The sequence below is a fragment of the Streptomyces sp. NPDC005899 genome, from assembly GCF_040629645.1.
Taxonomy (GTDB): Bacteria; Actinomycetota; Actinomycetes; order Streptomycetales; family Streptomycetaceae; genus Streptomyces.
This window is the reverse complement of the sequence record NZ_JBEXWB010000094.1, coordinates 1-18,474: the sequence shown is the minus strand read 5'-3', so window position 1 is coordinate 18,474 and position 18,474 is coordinate 1. Positions and strand designations below refer to the sequence as shown.

Here is an 18,474-nt window from a genome sequence, read left to right as displayed (position 1 = left end):
CTCCCGCCGACGTGCGCTTTGACGCGGTACCCCGGTACCGCACCTCGACCGCCCCGCCTCGGCGTTCCGGGCCATCGGACGGCGCTCGCTCGACGAGGTCTCCGGCCAGCGGGCCCTGGCCCTCGGCCCGGAGAACCGACGTCCTCGTGGACGGAGGACGTCCGTCACGGCGTACGCCCCGCACAAGAGACCTGCCCCCTGCCGGGCGTCCGGCAGGGGGCAGGTCGTTGGAGGTCACCCGTGACCCGGACCGTTCGTCACCGCGTCACAGGACGACGGGCGGAGACGGAGTCCGGACGGCGGGGTCAGGGGGCGGTGCCCCAGGCGAGCGTGCCGGTGACGTACACGCCGATCTTCGACGCGTCGGCGTAGCTCGTGTTGGCCGAACGGCTGTAGTCGTCGGCCTCGGCGAAGTTGGACCAGTCGCTCTTGTTGACGCGCAGCTGGATCTCGCCGGTGGAGGCGCCGGCCGCCAGAGTGCCGCTGCCGAAGCCGACCTCCAGGTAGTGGCTGGCACCGGCCGCCGAGCCCGCGGTCTTCACCGCGTGGGTCAGGTTCCCACAGCCGATGACCGCCCAGTCGCACGCGGTCCCGAAGGTGGACGCCCCGGCCTCCGGGGTGAACCAGTAGCGCACCTTCACCGAGGACAGACTGATCGGGGTGCTGCCCGTGTTAACCAGCTGGAGACCCATCCGGATCTGGTTGTCCGTGGCGGATGAGTCGGTGTTCTTGTACTGGACCTTGAGGGCGCCCGTTCCGGTGTCGCCGCCCGCGGAGGTGGTGGCCGAAACCGCGGTGGAGGCCGCCGAGAGGTTGCCGGCCGCGTCCTTCGCCTTGACCGTGTAGCTGTACGCGGTCGAGGCCGTCAGACCGGTGTCGGTGTAGGAGGTCGTGGTGGAGGTGCCCACCTGGACGCCGCCCCGGTAGATGTTGTAACCGGTCACGCCGGTGTTGTCGGTCGACGCGGTCCAGGTCAGCGAGACGCTGCTGCTGGTCTTCGCCGAGACCGTCACTCCGGTGGGAGCGGTCGGCGCCTGGGTGTCGTTCGTGCCGCCGCCCGCGGAGGTGGTGGCCGAAACCGCGGTGGAGGCCGCCGAGAGGTTGCCGGCCGCGTCCTTCGCCTTGACCGTGTAGCTGTACGCGGTCGAGGCCGTCAGACCGGTGTCGGTGTAGGAGGTCGTGGTGGAGGTGCCCACCTGGACGCCGCCCCGGTAGATGTTGTAACCGGTCACGCCGGTGTTGTCGGTCGACGCGGTCCAGGTCAGCGAGACGCTGCTGCTGGTCTTCGCCGAGACCGTCACTCCGGTGGGAGCGGTCGGCGCCTGGGTGTCGTTGTTGCCGCCGTTGCCGTCGAGCGGCGGGTAGGCGTTGCGCACGAGCTCCTGGAACTGCGCGGAGAACCAGTGACCCGCGAGCGGGGAGTTCGGCAGGGCGCCGCTCATGCTGTTGCCGTTACGCCCGTTGCCGGTGTAGGTCGGGTCGCACATGCGGTCGAAACCCTTGCCCTCGTCGTTCTCGACGGGAGCACTGTTGCCGTCCGACTCACCCGGGGGCTTCGCCCACACGTACGCGTCGATACCGGGCTCCGGAGCGGTGGTGGGACGCTCGCCGATACCGGCGCCGCTCTGGTTGCACCAGTTGCCCGCGTGGATACGCCGGTCGACCCGGCCACCGTTCACGTAGGCGTCCACGCTGGTCAGCGGGCCCGCGGTGGTGGGACGTGCGGAGCCGCCCCAGCCGTTGCGTGCCGTGTCGATCAGCATGCCGATGTTGGAGGAGAAGCCCTCGCTCACCAGTTGGGTGCGCAGCGCCTGGGCGAACGTCAGCTCGTCGGTGTAGTAGTTCCAGTCGATCCACTTGGACTGGCGGACCGTGGTGCCGTTCACCGAGTCGGTGATCTTGAAGTTCGGTTCCTTGAGGGCCGAGTAGTTGGCCGTGTTCACGATGAAGCCCGTGACGTCGGCGACCGTGGCACCCTCGGACGTGGCGGCCTTCTTGAACTCCTTCGCCGCCGGGCCCATGTTGGTGTCCCAGCCCAGCCAGCCGTGGTGGGCCGCGTCGATGTAGTTGTAGACGTTGGGAATGGCACCGAGGGTGTGCAGGGCGTAGCCGACGCCCTTCTCGTAGTTGCCGTTCGCCTTCATCGTCGCGCAGGCCTCGGTGGAACCGGCGGTACCACCCGCGTTGGTGACCAGGTTGGGCAGCGAGTCCGGCTCGATGATGGTGACGATCCGCAGACTGGCGTACGCCGGGTCGGCGAGGATCTCGGAGATCGGGTCGATGTACTCGTTCTTGTACCGGTCGAGCTCGGTGGGGCCGAGCTCACCGTTCGATGCCAGCGCCGCGCAGTCGCGTCCGGGCAGGTCGTAGATCACGACCTGGAACAGGTTCGCGCCCTGGTCCAGTGCCGTGTCCAGGTGCTCGCGCAGGCTCATCGCGTTCGCCGAGCCGCCGATGGCCGCGATGCGGTCCATCCAGACGAAGGACGGTGTGTCGGCGATGACGTCGCCACCCGGTTCGGCCGCGGCCTTGGCCGACCAGTCCGGGTTCACGTACGCCGTGGCGCCCACATAGGGATTGTCGACCCGGGCCGCCGCCGCCGCGGCGGGGGTGGTGGGGATGGCGACCGCGAGTGCCGCGCCCATGGCCAGGGCGGATATGGCGGCCATTTTCCGGCGTAGCCCGTGCGTCTTGGTGCCTATGGTTCTCATTGCGGCTCCGTGCTCCTCTCGTACGCCTGCGGAAGCTCCCCGCAGACGGTTCGTGGGGGTGGTGCTCGGGGGCGGTGGCCCGGTCAGGGGCCGGCGTCCCCGTCAGGTCCGCCGTCGGCTGGGACCGTGACCTGAGGTGCGTCGGTGAGGCGGTGGATCACCCGATGGCGGGTCGGCGGGGCGTGCGGATGACCCGCCATCGGGAGTGTGGGGAGCGGCCGGCCCGGGTCGGTGGCCGGCCACCGGGGGGATGCCCGGGGGAAGAGCGCCGTCGGACGGTCGCCGGGGTTTCCCGCGCCCTGCCCGTGGCGGAAGCGCTGCCGCCCGGCACTGCTCGGTCTGCTGCGCTCGGTGTGCTGTGCGAGATCGACACGGTCCTCCGTCAGCGGGTGTCGTGGGAGGGCGGGGACAGGGGAGGGGCGGGAGGCGGGTCCGGCACTCCGGGCGGTCAGGGCGCGGTGCCCCAGACGAGCCGGCCACCGATGTGGACGGTGACCTTCGTGGCGTCCGCGAAGGACGTACCGGAGCCGTGGCTGTAGTCGTCCGCCTCGTCGAAGTTCGACCAGTCGGTCTTGTTGAGGCGGAGCTGTATCTCGCCCGTCGAGGCCCCGGGGGCCAGACTGCCGCCGGTGAAGCCCACTTCCAGGTAGCGGTCGGCGCCCGGGCGCGGGTTGTCCGCGGCCACGACCCGGTGGGTGACGGTGGAGCACCCGAGTGGCGACCAGTCACACCAAGTGCTGTACGCGGCACCGCCGTTGTCGCCGGAGAACCAGTACCGGACGGTCACCTCCGGGAGGCTGACCGCCGCGCCACCGGTGTTCACCAGTTGGAGGACGGGCTTGATCTGGTTGTCGGCCGCCCTGGCGTCGTTGCTGCGGTACTGCGCCTTCAGTACACCCGGGTCACCGCCCTCGCCGCCGTCCCCACCGCCGAGCGCGGCGCGGACCGCGTCGTAGACGGGCTTGGGCCGGAGGTTCTCGTCGTACAGATTGGCGGCGCCCTCGCCGGGGAACGTACCCGGGACCCAGGAGTACTTGTCCGTGTAGTCCCACACGGTCACGCCGACACAGCGCCCGACCGCCAGACACGCCTGGACGGCGCGCTGGTAGTAGGAGGACTGAGTGGCCAGCTCGGCCGCGTCGGCGGGCAGTGGCACCCGCACGTCGAGTTCGGTGATGGCCACATCGAGCCCGAGATCGGCGAACCGCTGCATGTTCGCCCGCATCTCGTACGGGAAGCCGTACTGGACGGCCAGGTGGGCCTGCATCCCGACGCCGTCGAGCGGTACGCCCTCGGCGAGCAGCTCGCGCACCAGGGTGTACATGGCGTCGCTCTTCGCGCCGAGCCCTTCGATGTTGTAGTCGTTGAGGTACAGCTCGGCGTCGGGGTCGGCGGCGTGGGCGGCGCGCAGGGCGGTGGCGATGTAGTCGGTGCCCATCGCGGTGTAGAAGGGACTCGCGCGGAAGGTCCCGTCCTCGTTGAACGGCTCGTTCACCACGTCCCACGCGGTGACCGTGCCGCGGTAGTGCGCGGCTTCCTCCGTCACGTGGTGGGTCATCGCCGCCTCGACCTGCGCGGGCGGCAGAGCGCCCACCCAGCTCGGCAGTTGGCTGTGCCAGACGAGCGTGTGGCCGCGCACCGTCTGGCCGTTCCGTGCCGCGAAGTCGGTGACCACATCGCCCTTGGTGAAGTCGAACCGCCCCTGGACGGGCTCGGTGGTGTCCCACTTCATGGAATTACCGGGGGTGATCTGCCCGAACTCGGAGGCCAGGGTGGCCGCGTAGTCGGCGTCGGGCAGCTCGGGGTTGTCGGTGGCGGAGCCGAAGTACTTGCCATGGGTGGTGGCGAGCTCGTGCAGGGTCGCCTGCTGGGCCGCGACCGCCGGTCCGCCCGTCAGGGCGAGGACGAGGGCTCCGACCAGGAGGGCCGGGACTCTCCTGGTGCGGCTGGATCCGCAGCGCTTCACCGAGCTCATGGCAAACGCCTTCCTCTGCCGGGCAGTGTGGAGACGTGACGAAGGCGCGACTGCGCCCCGTTGCGTCTGCTTCTCCTCCGGTGGCGGGGGAGAAGGCGGGTGGAGTGGACCGGTGTGCACCCTGGTGAATGGGAGCGCTCCCAAGCTGGCCTGGCGACAGGCACCTGTCAAGACTTAAAGCACAACTGGCTTACGGGACCCTGCTGCGGCCACACGTTGAACGGGCTGTGTTTAAAAGGCAGTTGCAGGGCCCGCGAGCAGTCGTACCGCGCCCGGACCAGCGGGTGCGGTCGCTGTGACGATGCCTCCGCGACCACGGAGTGCGCACCCCCGGGGTCGCCCCGGGTGGCGATCCGGGACCGTTCGCGTCCGCGCATCCGAGGCAGTGCCGCGCCGAGTGCGCGGGGGCTCAGGCTCGCACACACCAGGTGACGGCGTGAGGCCCTGTTCGCGTCGGCGGACCGGCACGGGGTCGCCTCCAGGGGCAGTCGGCGCAGCGACCGGTGCCGTCACCGGGCGGTGTGAGCCGGGGAAGACGAGAAGCGTCTGGCGAGCGGTTTTGGGCGCACAGGCAGGCGCACCGAAGGGCGAGCGCGAGCGTGGTGGGTGCGGCGGCGCTCGTGTGCTCGGCGCCGGGGTGCGGCGTGCCCCGGATGGTCCTGGTGGGCGACGATGAGTGACGAACGGGTGGTTCGGTCCCGGAGCGGCGCGCCGGTGGTGACGGACTGCGACGCGCCCGTCGGCGTACGCAATGGTGTACGCGGGGGTCCGTGGGCCCACGGGCCGCGCCGGCCGGCCTCGCCCATCTGCCTGACTTACGGCCTCCGGGGCTTTCACCCGTGGGCCGCACCGACGAACGGATCGGATGCGGCGGGTCCTGCCGCGGGCAGAAGCTCGCCCCGCAGGACGATCGGACCGCTTCGGAGGGCTGCCGCGGCGTCCGTGCGACAGCGAATGCACCGTCCGGGTCTCCGGCCGGAGCTGGAGACATGCCGCGCTCTCGCTCCCCGACGACACCCCGGTCGTCCTCCTGCGCGGCCTCCTCGGTCGTTCGCCTGGGCCCCGGCGGCATGTCCTCGGGCCTCCGGTGGCCGGCTTCGGCTCGCGGTCCCTCGTGAGGCACGCGTCATCGCCAAGCCTTGGAGGGCGCTCGGTCGCCGCGTTCTCGCCGCCTCGGTACGGTGCATCGGCGCACGCGTCCCACGAGCACCACGAGAGGGCGCCCCCGGACCTGCGGCCGCGGGGAGGGCGCATCACCGCCGTCTGCACGCGCCTGGCCCTCGCGGCCCGAACGAGAGGCCGGCGTAGGCGATGGCGTGCCGATCTCGGTCGCCGGAACCCCGGCGCTCATGGTGCCGCGCCGCGGCACATCCCGGAGGTGACGGCCCGCCACTCCGGCGTAGCGCGGAGACCGACAGGGGGAGCCGCTCGCCGTCTCGCAGCCGGTGAACGGGGTGAGCCCCTGAGGCGGAGTGTGACGGACCGCGTCCCCCACCCTTGCGGCGGGCCGCGGACCCCGTCCGGGTGGGGGAACGATTCCCGTGTGCGGACCACGGGCCCGCGGAGAGGCGGTTCCATGGTCACTTCCCGCTGCCGGGGTGTTGACAGGACGTCACGTCGTTCCCATGCTGGGAGCGCTCCCATCGGCGGGGGTCCCGGTCGCCCCTCCAGGACCGGGCCGCCGTGTCGCACCCGCACGACCGTTCCGCGTTCGCCCTTCTTCTTCCGTGTCGCCGGCGCGGAGTGTCCCCGCTGCCCCGGCCGGTGCTCCGGCTGCCCGGCGGCGGACTGCCTGCCGGCTCGGCGGCACGGCCGATGTCCGCCGCCTCTCCGCGCCGCCGGACCATCCAGTGAGGACTCGCATGTCAACACCGCACAGACTCGGCCGCCCGGCGGACACCGGACTACACCCCCTCGCACGGGGAGCGGCCACTCTCGCCGCAGTGTCAGCCCTGCTGTGCTCACTGGTCGGTGCCGCGCCCGCCGCACCGCGGGCGGCCGACGCCCCGCACGTCGATGTCCGGGTCAACACCCAGGCGGCGCTGGGCCGGCTGCCCGACACCGCCCGCGGAGTCAACGCCGCCGTGTGGGACTCGCACATGAACGACCCGGAGGTCGCGGACCTGATGAAGGCGGCCGACGTGGGGGCGATGCGATACCCCGGAGGTTCGTACGCGGACATCTACCACTGGGAGACGCACACCGCGCCCGGGGGCTACGTCGCCCCGGGCACCGGCTTCGACTCCTTCATGGGCACCGTCCGCGCCACCGGGGCGCAACCGATCCTCATCGCCAACTACGGCTCGGGTACACCCGAGGAGGCCGCCGGTTGGGTCCGGTACGCGAACATCACCAAGGGCTACGGTGCGAAGTACTGGGAGATCGGCAACGAGATCTACGGCAACGGCCACTACGGGAGCGGCTGGGAACACGACGACCACGAGGACAAGAGTCCCCGGGAGTACGCCCGCCAGGTGCGTGCCTATGCCGCGGCGATGAAGGCGGTCGACCCGACGGTCAAGATCGGTGCCGTCCTCACCACCCCGGGCGAGTGGCCGGACGGGGTGGTCGGCGAAGGCGACTCCGGCGACTGGAACCACACGGTCCTTTCGGCGGTGGCCGACGTCATCGACTTCGTGAGCGTCCACTGGTACGCGGGTGGAGCCGACACCACCGCCGAGGACGCCTCCGCCCGGCTGGCCGGTCTGCCGGGCGAACTGCGCGAGGTGCGCAGCCAGATCGACCGGTACGCCGGAGCCGGCTCGCCGGCCATCGGCATCGCCCTCACCGAGATCAACACCAACACGGGTGGCGCCCGGCTCACCGCTCGCCCCAACGGGCTGTTCGCCGCCGACGCGTTCATGACGGCCCTGGAGAACGGCGTCTTCACCGTCGACTGGTGGAACACCCACAACGGCGCGGGCCGGATCACGACCGTCGACGGCGAGACCGACTACGGGGACATGGGGATGCTGTCCAGTGGCGCTTGCACCGGTGACGTGTGCGAGCCGGCGCCGAACACGCCGTTCCACCCCTACTACGGCATGAAGATGACCGGCGAACTGGGCACGGCGGGAGACAGCATGGTCGCTGCCGCGTCCTCCGCCCAGGACGTCTCGGCCCATGCCGTGCTCCGTCGCGACGGGCGGCTGAGCGTCCTGCTCGTCAACAAGAACCCCGACGAAGCGCAGACGGTGGACCTCGCGTACACGGGCTTCTCCCCGTCCGCCGCGGCCCCCGAGGTCCGTCGCTACGCGCGGGGCGACGACGACATCACCGCGGTCGCCGCAGGAGAGGTCACCGGGTCCCAGGTCACCGTGCCGCCGTACGCGTTGATCACGCTCACCCTCGACCCCCGGGCGGGCACCGGTCCGGGGTCCTCGGCGGCCGCGGCCCCGGGCACGCCGAAGCTGGACGGGGTGACCGACACGACCGCGCGCCTGTCCTGGGGCGGGGCGGCAGGCGCCGCCCGCTATCTGGTCCAGGAGCGCGACGGTGCTCACACCCACCTGATCGGCGAGGCCACCGGCACGTCCGTGACCTTGCGCAATCTGCCCCCGGGCAGCACTCACACGGTCAACGTGCTGGCCGCCGACGCCTCGGGGCGGTTCTCCGCCGCGTCGGCTCCACTGACCTTCACCACCGGCACCCCCTCGGACGCCACCTGCGCGGTGACCTTCCAGCGTGACACGAGCTGGGGCAACGGTTTCGTGGCGACAGTCGCCGTCCGCAACCTCGGTGGGACGCCCATCACCGGCTGGACCGTGGACTGGGACTGGCCGACCACAGGTCAGACGGTGTCCTCGGGTTGGAACGCCACATTCCACCAGACCGGCTCCCACGTGCGGGTGACCGCTCCCGAAGGCGCGGGGCCGCTGGCCCCGGACGGTGGTTCGACCGCGTCCTTCGGGTTCGTCGGTGCCAACGACGGGCCCAGCCCGGAACCGAAGGTCTTCCGCCTCAACGGGGCCGTCTGCTCGAGCGGCTGAACCCGGTCCGCCCGGGAGCCGGCCGCGCGGCCGGCTCCCGGACGCGGTCGTCCCCGGCGCACTCGTCCGACCGATCGTCCCCGGAAGCCGGCATCAGGGAGTCGCACCCCGACCGGGGCCGGGGGCGGCGCGGACCGTCACGTCAGGCCGATGTGCACGGGGGGCACGGTCCCGCGTGCGCCGAGCCCGACCGCCCGCTCCGGACCCGACGCCAGGGATCCGGTGGTACGCGATGGCGTGCCACGGAAGTGCTGCCGCTTGGTTGTCTAGCGATGCTAGGATCACGGTATGTCGGTACAGGAGCGCAAGGAACGCGAACGGGCGGTCCGTGAACGCCTCATCGTGGCGACGGCTCGCGAACTCGCCGAGCAGCGGGGCTGGGACGCGGTCACCACCCGTCGGCTCGCCGACAGCATCGAGTACAGCCAGCCCGTCCTCTACAGCCACTTCCGTGGGAAGCGGGAGATCATCGGCGCCGTCGCCCTGGAGGGCGCCGCCGAGATGGCCGCGACCCTGCGGGCCGCGGCCTCCGCCGCTGACGGGCCCCGCGCCCGGGTCACCGCTCTCGCCCGCGCCTACCTCGACTTCGCCGAGCGTAATCCGGCGGTCTACGACGCCATGTTCCAGCTCGACGGCGGCCTGGCGTTCGCGGACGAGGAGACCCCGGAGCCCCTGCGGGACGCGTTCGCCGCCCTGCTGGAGACTCTCGGCGAGGTCGCCGGGGAGGGCGTCCACCCGGCACTGTTCACCGAGGTGTTCTGGGCGGCGTTGCACGGGCTGGCCACCCTGACCCGGGCGGGAAGGCTGCCCGCAGGGGACGCGGAGCGGAGAGCCGAGCTGCTGGTGGACCGGCTCGCAGTGGCCTGAGGCGCGTGCGGCCCAGGAGCGGGGTGCCTGGGGCCGGACGCCTGCGCGGCATTGCCGGGTGTTGCCTGACTGGGGCGTCGCGCCCCACGCGGTGCAGCAGTCGGGCATCGCGCGGCCCCTACGGTGATCGATCCGGGAGGAGAGCGGACCAGGCCCGGCCGGCTGCCGGTCGCCGCGGGCGTGCACCGAGGTGCGACCCTGGACTCCGCTCGGCGGTTCGCGAGCGGTCGGCCTCTTGTCCCGGAACAGGGCGTGCGCGCCTCCCGGCCCTGATCGGCCGCGTATCCCTGAGTCCACGATGCTCAGTACCCTCGCTGGTTCCTGCGTCAGCCGCCGAGTCGCTTCGGGCATGCCCTGGAGGTCGGTTCCGCTTTCCGTGGCGGACGGATCCGGGCCGGATGGCGTCTTTCTATGTCCAACCTGCGTTGTCACTAGAATGACCGGATGGAGGACATCGAAGCGATCGCGGCCTTGCAGGATCCGGTGCGGCGCCGCTTGTACGAGTACGTGGTGGCGCAGGGGCGCGAGGTCGGCCGCAACGAGGCCGCCGAGGCCGCCGGGGTGACACGCACACTCGCCGCTCACCACCTGGACAAGCTGACGGAGGCCGGGCTCCTGGAGAGCGGCAGTCGCCGCCTGACGGGCCGTTCGGGGCCGGGGGCGGGCCGCCCGGCCAAGGTGTACACGCGGGCGCGGACCGAGCGGTCGGTGTCGCTGCCCGCCCGCGACTACCGCACCGCGGCCGAGCTGCTCGCCGAGGCCGCCGAGCAGGCCGGCCTGGACGCCGGGCTCTGTGCGGCCGCGCGCCGCCGGGGTGAGGATCTACGCGGCACGGATAGGCCCTGTGGCAGCCTCGCGGAGGCACTGGCGGTGCTGGCCACCCGTGGATACGAACCCCGCATCGAGGGGGGTGAAGGGGCCCGGCAAGTCGAGGGGGATGCGGCGACGGCAGGAGTGGAAACGCCCGTCATCCGTATGCGCAACTGCCCCTTTCATGTCGTCGCCGAGCGCTTCCCGCCGCTCGTCTGCGGCATGAACCTCGCGTTGCTGGAAGGGCTGCTCGGATCGGGCGGCCCGGTGCGCGCTCGTATGGACGCCAGGCCGGGGGAGTGCTGTGTGGTGATCGAGTCTTCTAAAAACAATGCACATTGACATAGAACGAGGGTGATGGTGGGATGGGCCCATGACCTCGTCCACGTACGCCGCCCACCTCGCCCAACTCAACGTGGCAACACTCCGCCACCCCCTGGACGACCCGCGCATGGCGCCGTTCGTCGAGATGCTCGACCCGATCAACGACGTCGCCGACGTCACCCCCGGCTTCGTCTGGCGTCTTGTGGAGGAGGGGACGGGCGACGCCACCGGCCTGCGCCCGGCCGGCGAGAACGTCATCGTCAACCTGACCGTGTGGGAATCCCGGGAAGCCCTGTGGGACTTCACGTACCGCAGCGGCCACCTGGAGGTCATGCGGCGGCGCCGCGAATGGTTCGAGCGGCATGTGGAGGCGCACATGGTGCTCTGGTGGGTCCCCGCCGGTCACCTCCCGACCGTGGCCGAGGCCTTGGAGCGGCTGGCGGGCCTGCGGGCGGACGGCCCGTCACCCCGGGCCTTCACCTTCACTTCCTCCTACGCGGCGGAGGTTGCCTTTCGTCGCGAGCAGGCCGTGCCGTCCGGGCGGGCCGCCCGGGATGCGCGGACGACGGATGTCGAGGACGCGGTGGCGCTGTAGCGCTGCGAGGCTTTCGGCGTAGGGCCGATGTGAACACCTGACCCCAGGGCCGAAGTGAAATGCCTGACGCGAGTGCCCGGCGGTGCGCGTGTGCATGGCCCTGCGGCCTCGGCGCGTTGCTGCCGCCCTGTGCTCTGTAGTCGCCCATGGGGAGAGCCCGGCTGGGGACTGTTGCGGAAGTGCGCTGCTGGGTAGTTGAGTCCTGTGGGTCGGTACAGTCGCGTGCATGCTGAAGCCAGTGCTGCGTGTAGTTGAAGCGGGCGGTCGTGCCGTGGACGATCCGACCAAGGAGGCCCTGCACGACCTGCTGTCTGAGATGAACCTGTCGCACCGGTTTGTGATCCTTGTAAGACTCGATCTGGAGCCTGTGGATCAGCACTACATTCAGGTGTACCTGAACGACGACCTCAGCTACCAGGTCGAGTACCGCGAAGGCGGTGCAGACAAGCACTACCAGGCCCACGTTCCAAGGCTCCATGAGGTGTTCGGCCCGGAAGAGTCGACCGCCAAGGTGATGATGGACTGGGCTCACGATCGACAGGGATGGCGGGAGGCGTTGCCGTGGACCCCGATGCCTTTTCAGTGAAGGACTACAGCCACTCGTCGATCGCCGCGACCAGGACCACGCCGGCGGTGCGGTGGTGCGTCGTGTCCTCGGAGGGCGCGCCGGGGGCCTGCGGCGTCCAGGAGCCGCCGGCCGCTCCGGGCTCCGTGCAGGGGCTGAACCATGCGGACTTTTGTCGCGCACACGAATCTCCCTCATCCCGCCCTCGTCGACCCCCTCCTCTGCCCACTTCCGATGTCTCAGGGTTCGGCATCAGAAACAAGTCCTGCAGAGAGCTTCCGTCCGGTTGCCCGGCACGTCTACGCTCACTGCCTGTGGGAGCGCTCCCATAGGTGCAGTGTCATGCGCAGTATCAAAGGTCATCCAGCCAGGTAAAGGCGCGTTGCCCACTGCGGAGCCTGCTCCGAGGCCGGTCTCTCGCCGGGCGGTCCCAATGGAGTGATCGGTCATCCACGTGCGTTGAGGGAGAGTGCGATGAGCATGCGAAGAGCCCTTCGGGCTTTAGGCGTTGTCGGAGTGCTTGTGGCGGGTTCGGTGGCCGGATTCGGCGGCCCGGCCTCGGCGGTCGCCTCGCCGACGGCCGGTCGGTCCGCCGTGGACGGCAGAGCATCGGCGGTCGCCGCGGCGCCGGCACTGCACGTGTCGGGCAACCGCCTGGTAACCGGGTCTGATTCCACGTTCCGCCCACTGGGCGTCAACCGGTCCGGCGGAGAGTTCGGCTGTGTCCAGGGCAAGGAGATATTCGACGGGCCGACGGACCAGGCGGCCGTCGACGCGATGAAGGCATGGAAGATCAACACCGTCCGGATTCCGCTGAACGAGGAGTGCTGGCTGGGCACCGGGAACTTACCTCCGACAGCGCCCAGCGCGGCGGCGTACCAGCAGGCGGTCAAGACCTACGCTGACCTCCTGGTGGCCAACGGCATCAACGTGATCCTCGACCTGCACTGGACCTGGGGCGAGTACACCGGCCCCGGCGGAGGCTGCCCGGACGTCGCGGCCACCTGTCAGAAGCCGATGCCCGACGCGCGCTACACCCCCACGTTCTGGTCCGAGGTGGCCACGATGTTCAAGGGGAACGGAGCGGTCATCTTCGACCTGTTCAACGAGCCGTACCCGGACGCGGCCAACAACTGGTCCGACGCCACGGCCGCATGGACCTGTCTGCGTGACGGCGGCACCTGCGCCGGGATCACCTACCCGGTCGCCGGCATGCAGACCCTCGTCAACGCCGTACGCGCCACCGGCGCCACCAACGTGATCATGTCGGGCGGTCTGGAGTGGACGAACAACCTGAGTCGGTGGCTGGAATTCAAGCCTGCCGACCCCACCGGCAATCTGATGGCCTCATGGCACTCGTACAACTTCAACGGCTGCGTGACCACCTCGTGCTGGGACACCAACATCGGAGCGGTCGCCGCCCGGGTGCCGGTCCAGGCCGGTGAGATCGGTCAGGACACCTGCGCCCATGACTACATCGACCAGGTGATGGCCTGGGCGGACGCCAACAAGGTCGGGTACACGGCCTGGACCTGGAACCCGTGGGGTTGCAGCGGTGGCAACGTGCTCATCGAGGACTGGGACGGCACACCGACCAGCACCTACGGTGAGGGGTTCAAGGCACACCTGCTCAGCCGGACCCCCGGCGATCCCGGTGGCGACACCGCCGCGCCCACCGCTCCTGGGGCTCCCACCGCCTCCGAGGTGACGGCCACCTCCGCGACCCTGAGTTGGGCGGCCTCCACGGACAACGTGGGTGTCACCGGCTACGACGTCGTCCGTGTCACCGGCGGCACCGAGACGCGGGTGGCCGGCTCGGCGTCCAACCGGGCCACGGTCACAGGGCTGTCCGGCAACACGGCCTACACCTTCGCCGTTTACGCCAAGGACGCGGCCGGCAACCGCTCCACCCGCTCGGCCACCGTCACCGTTACCACCACCGGCACCCCGGCGGGCACCTGCTCCGTCGGCTACCGCCTGGCGGGGGACTGGGGAAGCGGCTTCCAGAGCGAGATCACCATCCGCAACACCGGCGCCGCCGCCGTCAACAACTGGAAGCTCGGCTTCACCTTCACCGACGGCCAGACCATCAACAACATGTGGGGCGGTACCCCCACCCAGACAGGCGGCTCCGTGAGCGTGATCCCCGCCTCCTACACCGGCACCATCACCGCCGGCGGTTCCGTCACTCTCGGTTTCATCGCCGACAGGGGTGCCACGAACACTGCCCCGACCACCTTCACCCTCAACGGCAGGACCTGCACCACGGCCTGACCACAGCCGCTGCCTCGCAACCGACATCAGGTGCGGGGGGCACCCGCCGGCCCGGCCACACCCGCCGGGCCGGCGACCCTCCAGGGTGCCGAAATCGCAGACCCGTGAGCGCGGTCCTCCGGCCGCTCAGGATCGCCGCCACACCGCACTCGGAGGCCGGCCGCCGATCAGTTATGTAAACAACGCAGCGGTCGATGCATCTAGCTGACAGTCCACTCACGGAGCCGGCGCGCGATGCGGGCCACACCCAGTGTCCCGGTGGAGGCGTCGCGGACAAGGGCGACCGCTTCTTTCGGCGGGTAGTCGACCTGCCGGCCGTTCAGGAGCAGGTATGCCTCGGTGGAGTGCCAGGCGAACGCCTCACCGGAGTGCTCGAGGCAGGGCAGCCTGGCGAGGGTCTGGAGGAGAGCCGCGGCCTTGAGGTGGAGGGATCCGTAGACGTCACGGTCCATGGCCCGGGCGTCGACCCGCGCGACGGCCGCGTACAGCGGCCCGAGATCGTCGACCTGCGGATCACCGTCGAGGAGCTCGGCTGCGTGCAGCAGGAAGGCGACGTCCAGCGGGCGCACCGGTTCGGGCAGGCTCACGCCGCCCGGCCCCGCTCCCGCTCCTCGGTCGCGCCGCGGGCCTCCTGCTCGGCAGCCCGCTGCTCCGCCGGCGGATCGATACCGCTGGGCTCGGCGGCGAACGCGGCCCCGCTGCGCGCCATCGACTCCTTGAAGCCGTCCAGGAACCGCTGCTCGACGGCCGTCGCACGGGCGTAGGCCGCGGACAGGATGTACTCCTGAAGGCTCACCCCCTCCTGCTTCGCGGCAGCCGTGATCGCCGCCCGCTGCTCGGCGTCGGGGAATCGCAGATTCATCGCTTTGGGTTCCGCCATGGCACCGACGGTACCACCGGTACCGACCGGGTCCGGGGGTGTTGAGCACGATGCCGGTGCGCGGGCTCTCCTCCGCCCACCGCGCGGGTGCGAGGGAGAGCGGGGTGGGCGACCCCCTTGCGGGGCGTCGTTGTCCGGCGGGGCGTGCGGGTGCGGGCGCGCCGGGGCGACCGCCCCGGGCGGCCGGTCACCTACCGCGTGGCGAGCCCTGCCAGCATCTTCTGCTGGTGGCGGTGGCCGATCGTCTCGTAGCCGACCACGGTGACGAACGGTGCGAGCATGACCACGAGCAGGCAGGCCGCGATGGCCACGCCGGCCGTGGCCAGGAGGACCGCGACGAGCAGTGTGGCGAGGGTGAGCGTGACCAGAACGATGTGGAAGCGGTCCGTGGCCGACAGCAGCAGGGTGTGCAGGAGGTAGACCATCAGGATGTAGAGCCCGACCGGGAGCGCGAGTGCGAGGACGACGGCCGCGCCGGAGACCTCGGCGTGGTGTTCCATGTACAGGCCCGCCACATGCAGTCCCGCGCCCGCCCCGGCGACCCCCATGAACAGGGGGATGTGGCCGTAGCCGAAGAGGTATCCGCGCTTTCGCCGACGCGCCAGGATGTCGCCGAACGGCGTCAGGAAGTACATCCACCACATGCCGAAGGTGAGGCCCACGCCGGAGATGACGACGGCGATCGCGTTCCAGGTCCAGTGCATACCGTCTCCGCCACCCAGGAGATCCCCCGAGGAGGCGACCGTGCCGACGACACCCTCGCCGAGAACGATGATCGCGAAGAGGCCGTAGCGTTCGGCCATGTGGTGCGGGTGCCAGGGGGTGCCGTCGGCGTCTCGCTGGGTGAGTACCGGCAGCACGAGCTCGAGGGCGCCGAGGACGGCGAACGCCACGAAGACGGCCGCGATCGGCAGGGGGGCGAAGCCGGCGATGATCCAGCCGGCCTGGGCGATCACCGTCCAGCGGATGTTGGCCGTGCCGACCTCGTGGAACGAGGGGGCCTCCCGGGAGGCGCGCCACCACTGCAGCACCATGGCGATCCGCATGATGACGTACCCGATGACCATGGCGCGCAGTTCGAGGTGGCCGCCCTCCTCCACGGAGTCGAACATCGCGGGGAGGCCGAGTGAGAAGACGACGACGCCGATCATCTGGATCATGGTCAGCACCCGGTAGAGCCAGTCGTCGGTGGCGAAGGCCGAGGCGAACCAGCTGAAGCTGATCCAGGCGACGCTGATCGCGAACATGGCGAGGACGAACGCCGTGACCGCTTGGACGGCGTGGCCCTCGGCAAACATCTCCGCGAACTGCGACGCCGCGGTGCCCACAGCGACCACGAAGGTCAGGTCGAACAACAGCTCAAGCGGCGAGGCGGTCCGTCCGTGCTCTTCGGGGTCCCGGCCGGTCATGGGGATGAGTCGTCGCGACAGACCGGACCGGCCGGGCGTGCTGTCGGATCGGGGATCGTTCATGCGGATCAGTATTTCCGACGTGGCACCCGCCGCCGCCCGCCCGCACTGCCGACGCGCGTGCCCAGCGACAGGGAGGCGGCGCCACACCCGCCCGGTCCTCGCCACGACGAGGCTTGCGGGCGCGCGCCGGCGATGTCGCGAGGCGGGCGTCGGCCGGGCCCCGGAGCGTACCCCCGGCGTGCCTCGGACCCGGTGAAGCGCTCCGCCTGTCCTGCCCGTCGACCGGGCTTCGTCCTGTTCCCGCTCCGGTGCACCTGCCGCGGGCCCGACACGCGCGGTCGTGGGTCAGGGGCAGGCGATCGCGTCGCCGCCGGATTGTAGGGCGAAGATCTGGTCGAGACCGACGACGCGCAGGACACGCAGGGTGTGCTCGGGGACGGCGGCCAGGGCGATGTCGGCACGGGCGGCGTGGGCGTGGTTGCGGGCGGCGATCAGTGCGGAGATGCCGCTGGAGTCGCAGAACGCCATACCGCCCAGATCCAGGACCAGGAGCTGACCGGGCCGCAGGGCGAGGGCGCTGAGGGGGTCGCGCAGCTGCCCGGCCGTCTCGTAGTCGAGGTCACCGGTGATCACCATCACCGGGCCGGCGGAAGCGTTTCGAGTAGTGATCGTCAGCGGGCTCATGCGGTGCTCTTCGTCTGGGGCCCGGCGGTCGGTACACCGAGGGCGAGGAGGGCAGTGTCGTCGTCGAGGCCGTCGCCGAAGTCGTCCAGCAGGCCGGTGAGGGCAGTCATCACGGCTTGCGGCGACTTGCCGGCATGGCCGGTGGCGAAGGTCAGGAGGGCCTCGTCCCCGAACATCGCGGCGCGGTCGGCACCGGTGCGGGCTTCGGTGAGGCCGTCCGTGTAGAGCAGGAGGGTGTCGCCGGGGGCGAGGGTGGTGGTGGCGGCGGTGAAGGGGGCGGAGGGCAGGATGCCGACGAGGAGCCCGCCGGGGGTGGGCAGGAAGCCGGCGGTGCCGTCGGCCCGCAGGACCAGGGCCGGGGGGTGGCCGCCCGAGGCGAGGTGCACGGCGGTCAGCCCGGTGGCGGGGTCGGGTTCCAGGACGCCGAAGACGGCGGTGCAGTAACGCGGGTCGCCGCCGGTGTAGCGCTCGTGGAGCACCTGGTTGAGGGTGGACAGGGCGGAGACCGGGTCGGGGTCGTGGAGGGCCGCCGCGCGCAGGGTGTAGCGGGTCAGCGAGGTGACCGCGGCGGCCTGCGGGCCCTTACCGCACACATCGCCCAGGAAGAACGCGAACCGATCACCGTCGATGGGGAAGAGGTCGTAGAAGTCCCCGCCGAGGCGGTCGGGCGAGGCCGTGCGGTAGTGCGCGGCAGCCTCCATACCGGGCACGAGTGGCAGGGTCGCGGGCAGCAGCGACTGCTGGAGCACGGCCAGGGCGTCCTGCAGCCTGGCCCGGTCGGCCTCGGCCTGCTTTCGTGCCTCCTCGGCCGCCTTGCGCTCCCGCAGGAGCTCCTCCTCGTAGGCGCGGCGGTCCCGGGCGTCGAAGACGCTGGTCCGGATCAGCAGCGGCTCCCCGTTGCCGCCGTGCTTGACCGCTGAGGAGACCAGGACCGGTATACGGCGCCCGCCCGCCTGCTTGAGTTCCAGGGCGATACCACTGATCTCACCCTGCATCCGCAGCAACGGCGCGTAGTGTGTCTCGTGGTAGAGCTTGCCGCCCACGGTCAGCAGGTCGGTGAACCGCATCCGGCCCACCACCGCCTCCGGCTCCAGGCCGAGCCACTTCAGAAGCGTGGTGTTGACCTTCGCGATGGTGCCGTCCATCAGGGTGGACAGGTATCCGCACGGCGCGCTCTCGTACAGTTCCTCGGCGCTGTCCTCCAGCAGGGCCGCGAACGCCGCGTCCGACGTCTTCTCCTGGCCCGCGTCGTAGGGGTCGGACTGCTGTCCGGTGCGGCACATCACCGCAGGGCCGCCAGGAATTCGGTGATGGCGGCGTTGGTGGCCTCCGGGGCCGACAGGTGCGGGCAGTGCCCGGTGGCATCGAGGGTGACGAGCTCGGAGCCG

The 18,474-nt window shown here is 70.9% G+C and carries 13 protein-coding genes and 1 pseudogene; 6 read left to right on the top strand and 8 right to left on the bottom strand.

Annotation, left to right across the window (positions count from 1 at the left end; genetic code table 11):
* Nucleotides 1–305 precede the first annotated feature (305 nt).
* Nucleotides 306–2,645, bottom strand: a complete 2,340-nt coding sequence (locus ABZ371_RS13895) for a glycoside hydrolase family 6 protein (protein ID WP_358678110.1) — start codon at nt 2,643–2,645, stop codon at nt 306–308.
* Nucleotides 2,646–3,159: 514 nt separating this feature from the next.
* Nucleotides 3,160–4,686 carry an endo-1,4-beta-xylanase gene (locus ABZ371_RS13890; RefSeq protein ID WP_358678107.1) on the bottom strand — a complete coding sequence of 509 codons (1,527 nt, stop codon included), beginning with the start codon at nt 4,684–4,686 and terminating at the stop codon, nt 3,160–3,162.
* A gap of 1,862 nt (nt 4,687–6,548) precedes the next feature.
* Between ABZ371_RS13890 and ABZ371_RS13885 the strand changes: the two genes are divergently transcribed.
* The 6 genes from ABZ371_RS13885 to ABZ371_RS13860 all read left to right on the top strand — a co-directional run bounded on the left by ABZ371_RS13885 (nt 6,549) and on the right by ABZ371_RS13860 (nt 14,110).
* The gene (locus ABZ371_RS13885) at nt 6,549–8,675 is read left to right on the top strand and encodes a cellulose binding domain-containing protein (RefSeq protein WP_358678104.1); all 2,127 of its coding nucleotides are present in this window, start codon (nt 6,549–6,551) and stop codon (nt 8,673–8,675) included.
* A gap of 288 nt (nt 8,676–8,963) precedes the next feature.
* Nucleotides 8,964–9,542, top strand: a complete 579-nt coding sequence (locus ABZ371_RS13880; RefSeq protein ID WP_358678101.1) for a TetR/AcrR family transcriptional regulator — start codon at nt 8,964–8,966, stop codon at nt 9,540–9,542.
* Nucleotides 9,543–9,986: 444 nt separating this feature from the next.
* Nucleotides 9,987–10,694 carry a helix-turn-helix domain-containing protein gene (locus tag ABZ371_RS13875; RefSeq protein WP_358678099.1) on the top strand — a complete coding sequence of 236 codons (708 nt, stop codon included), beginning with the start codon at nt 9,987–9,989 and terminating at the stop codon, nt 10,692–10,694.
* Nucleotides 10,695–10,725: 31 nt separating this feature from the next.
* Nucleotides 10,726–11,271: a DUF3291 domain-containing protein gene (locus ABZ371_RS13870; protein ID WP_358678096.1), complete on the top strand. Its 546-nt coding sequence runs from the start codon at nt 10,726–10,728 to the stop codon at nt 11,269–11,271.
* A 226-nt stretch (nt 11,272–11,497) separates the two neighbouring features.
* Complete coding sequence (locus tag ABZ371_RS13865; protein WP_358678093.1) at nt 11,498–11,857, top strand: hypothetical protein; 360 nt, start codon at nt 11,498–11,500, stop codon at nt 11,855–11,857.
* 573 nt (nt 11,858–12,430) lie between these two features.
* A complete protein-coding gene (locus tag ABZ371_RS13860; protein WP_358678090.1) occupies nt 12,431–14,110 on the top strand; it encodes a cellulase family glycosylhydrolase in 1,680 nt (559 codons plus the stop codon).
* Nucleotides 14,111–14,310: 200 nt separating this feature from the next.
* On the opposite strand, the gene ABZ371_RS13855 is transcribed toward ABZ371_RS13860, so the two are convergent.
* The 6 genes and pseudogenes from ABZ371_RS13855 to ABZ371_RS13830 all read right to left on the bottom strand — a co-directional run.
* Nucleotides 14,311–14,697 carry a fic family toxin-antitoxin system, toxin component gene (locus ABZ371_RS13855; protein ID WP_358678087.1) on the bottom strand — a complete coding sequence of 129 codons (387 nt, stop codon included), beginning with the start codon at nt 14,695–14,697 and terminating at the stop codon, nt 14,311–14,313.
* Nucleotides 14,694–14,990: a DUF1778 domain-containing protein gene (locus ABZ371_RS13850; RefSeq protein WP_358678084.1), complete on the bottom strand. Its 297-nt coding sequence runs from the start codon at nt 14,988–14,990 to the stop codon at nt 14,694–14,696. The genes ABZ371_RS13855 and ABZ371_RS13850 overlap by 4 nt, the downstream gene beginning before the upstream one ends.
* 191 nt (nt 14,991–15,181) lie before the next feature.
* Nucleotides 15,182–16,462 (bottom strand): low temperature requirement protein A, encoded by a 1,281-nt coding sequence (locus tag ABZ371_RS13845; RefSeq protein ID WP_358678081.1) that lies wholly within the window; start codon nt 16,460–16,462, stop codon nt 15,182–15,184.
* A gap of 285 nt (nt 16,463–16,747) precedes the next feature.
* Nucleotides 16,748–17,086, bottom strand: coding sequence for an STAS domain-containing protein (locus ABZ371_RS13840; RefSeq protein ID WP_358678078.1), 339 nt, complete (start codon nt 17,084–17,086; stop codon nt 16,748–16,750).
* A complete protein-coding gene (locus ABZ371_RS13835) occupies nt 17,083–18,369 on the bottom strand; it encodes a SpoIIE family protein phosphatase (RefSeq protein WP_358678075.1) in 1,287 nt (428 codons plus the stop codon). Before ABZ371_RS13835 ends, ABZ371_RS13840 begins: the two co-directional genes overlap by 4 nt.
* Nucleotides 18,369–18,474 (bottom strand): annotated as a pseudogene (locus tag ABZ371_RS13830) (alpha/beta hydrolase); the annotation flags it as partial. The pseudogene ABZ371_RS13830 and the gene ABZ371_RS13835, both read right to left, overlap by 1 nt.

Bases quoted from the DNA above. Each gene is read 5' to 3' on its own strand.
- ABZ371_RS13850 (WP_358678084.1), bottom strand. From the start codon at position 14,990: ATGGCGGAACCCAAAGCGATGAATCTGCGATTCCCCGACGCCGAGCAG.
- ABZ371_RS13875 (WP_358678099.1), top strand. From the start codon at position 9,987: ATGGAGGACATCGAAGCGATCGCGGCCTTGCAGGATCCGGTGCGGCGC.
- ABZ371_RS13840 (WP_358678078.1), bottom strand. From the start codon at position 17,086: ATGAGCCCGCTGACGATCACTACTCGAAACGCTTCCGCCGGCCCGGTG.
- ABZ371_RS13835 (WP_358678075.1), bottom strand. From the start codon at position 18,369: ATGTGCCGCACCGGACAGCAGTCCGACCCCTACGACGCGGGCCAGGAG.
- ABZ371_RS13890 (WP_358678107.1), bottom strand. From the start codon at position 4,686: ATGAGCTCGGTGAAGCGCTGCGGATCCAGCCGCACCAGGAGAGTCCCG.
- ABZ371_RS13845 (WP_358678081.1), bottom strand. From the start codon at position 16,462: ATGAACGATCCCCGATCCGACAGCACGCCCGGCCGGTCCGGTCTGTCG.
- ABZ371_RS13865 (WP_358678093.1), top strand. From the start codon at position 11,498: ATGCTGAAGCCAGTGCTGCGTGTAGTTGAAGCGGGCGGTCGTGCCGTG.
- ABZ371_RS13870 (WP_358678096.1), top strand. From the start codon at position 10,726: ATGACCTCGTCCACGTACGCCGCCCACCTCGCCCAACTCAACGTGGCA.
- ABZ371_RS13895 (WP_358678110.1), bottom strand. From the start codon at position 2,645: ATGGGCGCGGCACTCGCGGTCGCCATCCCCACCACCCCCGCCGCGGCG.
- ABZ371_RS13885 (WP_358678104.1), top strand. From the start codon at position 6,549: ATGTCAACACCGCACAGACTCGGCCGCCCGGCGGACACCGGACTACAC.
- ABZ371_RS13880 (WP_358678101.1), top strand. From the start codon at position 8,964: ATGTCGGTACAGGAGCGCAAGGAACGCGAACGGGCGGTCCGTGAACGC.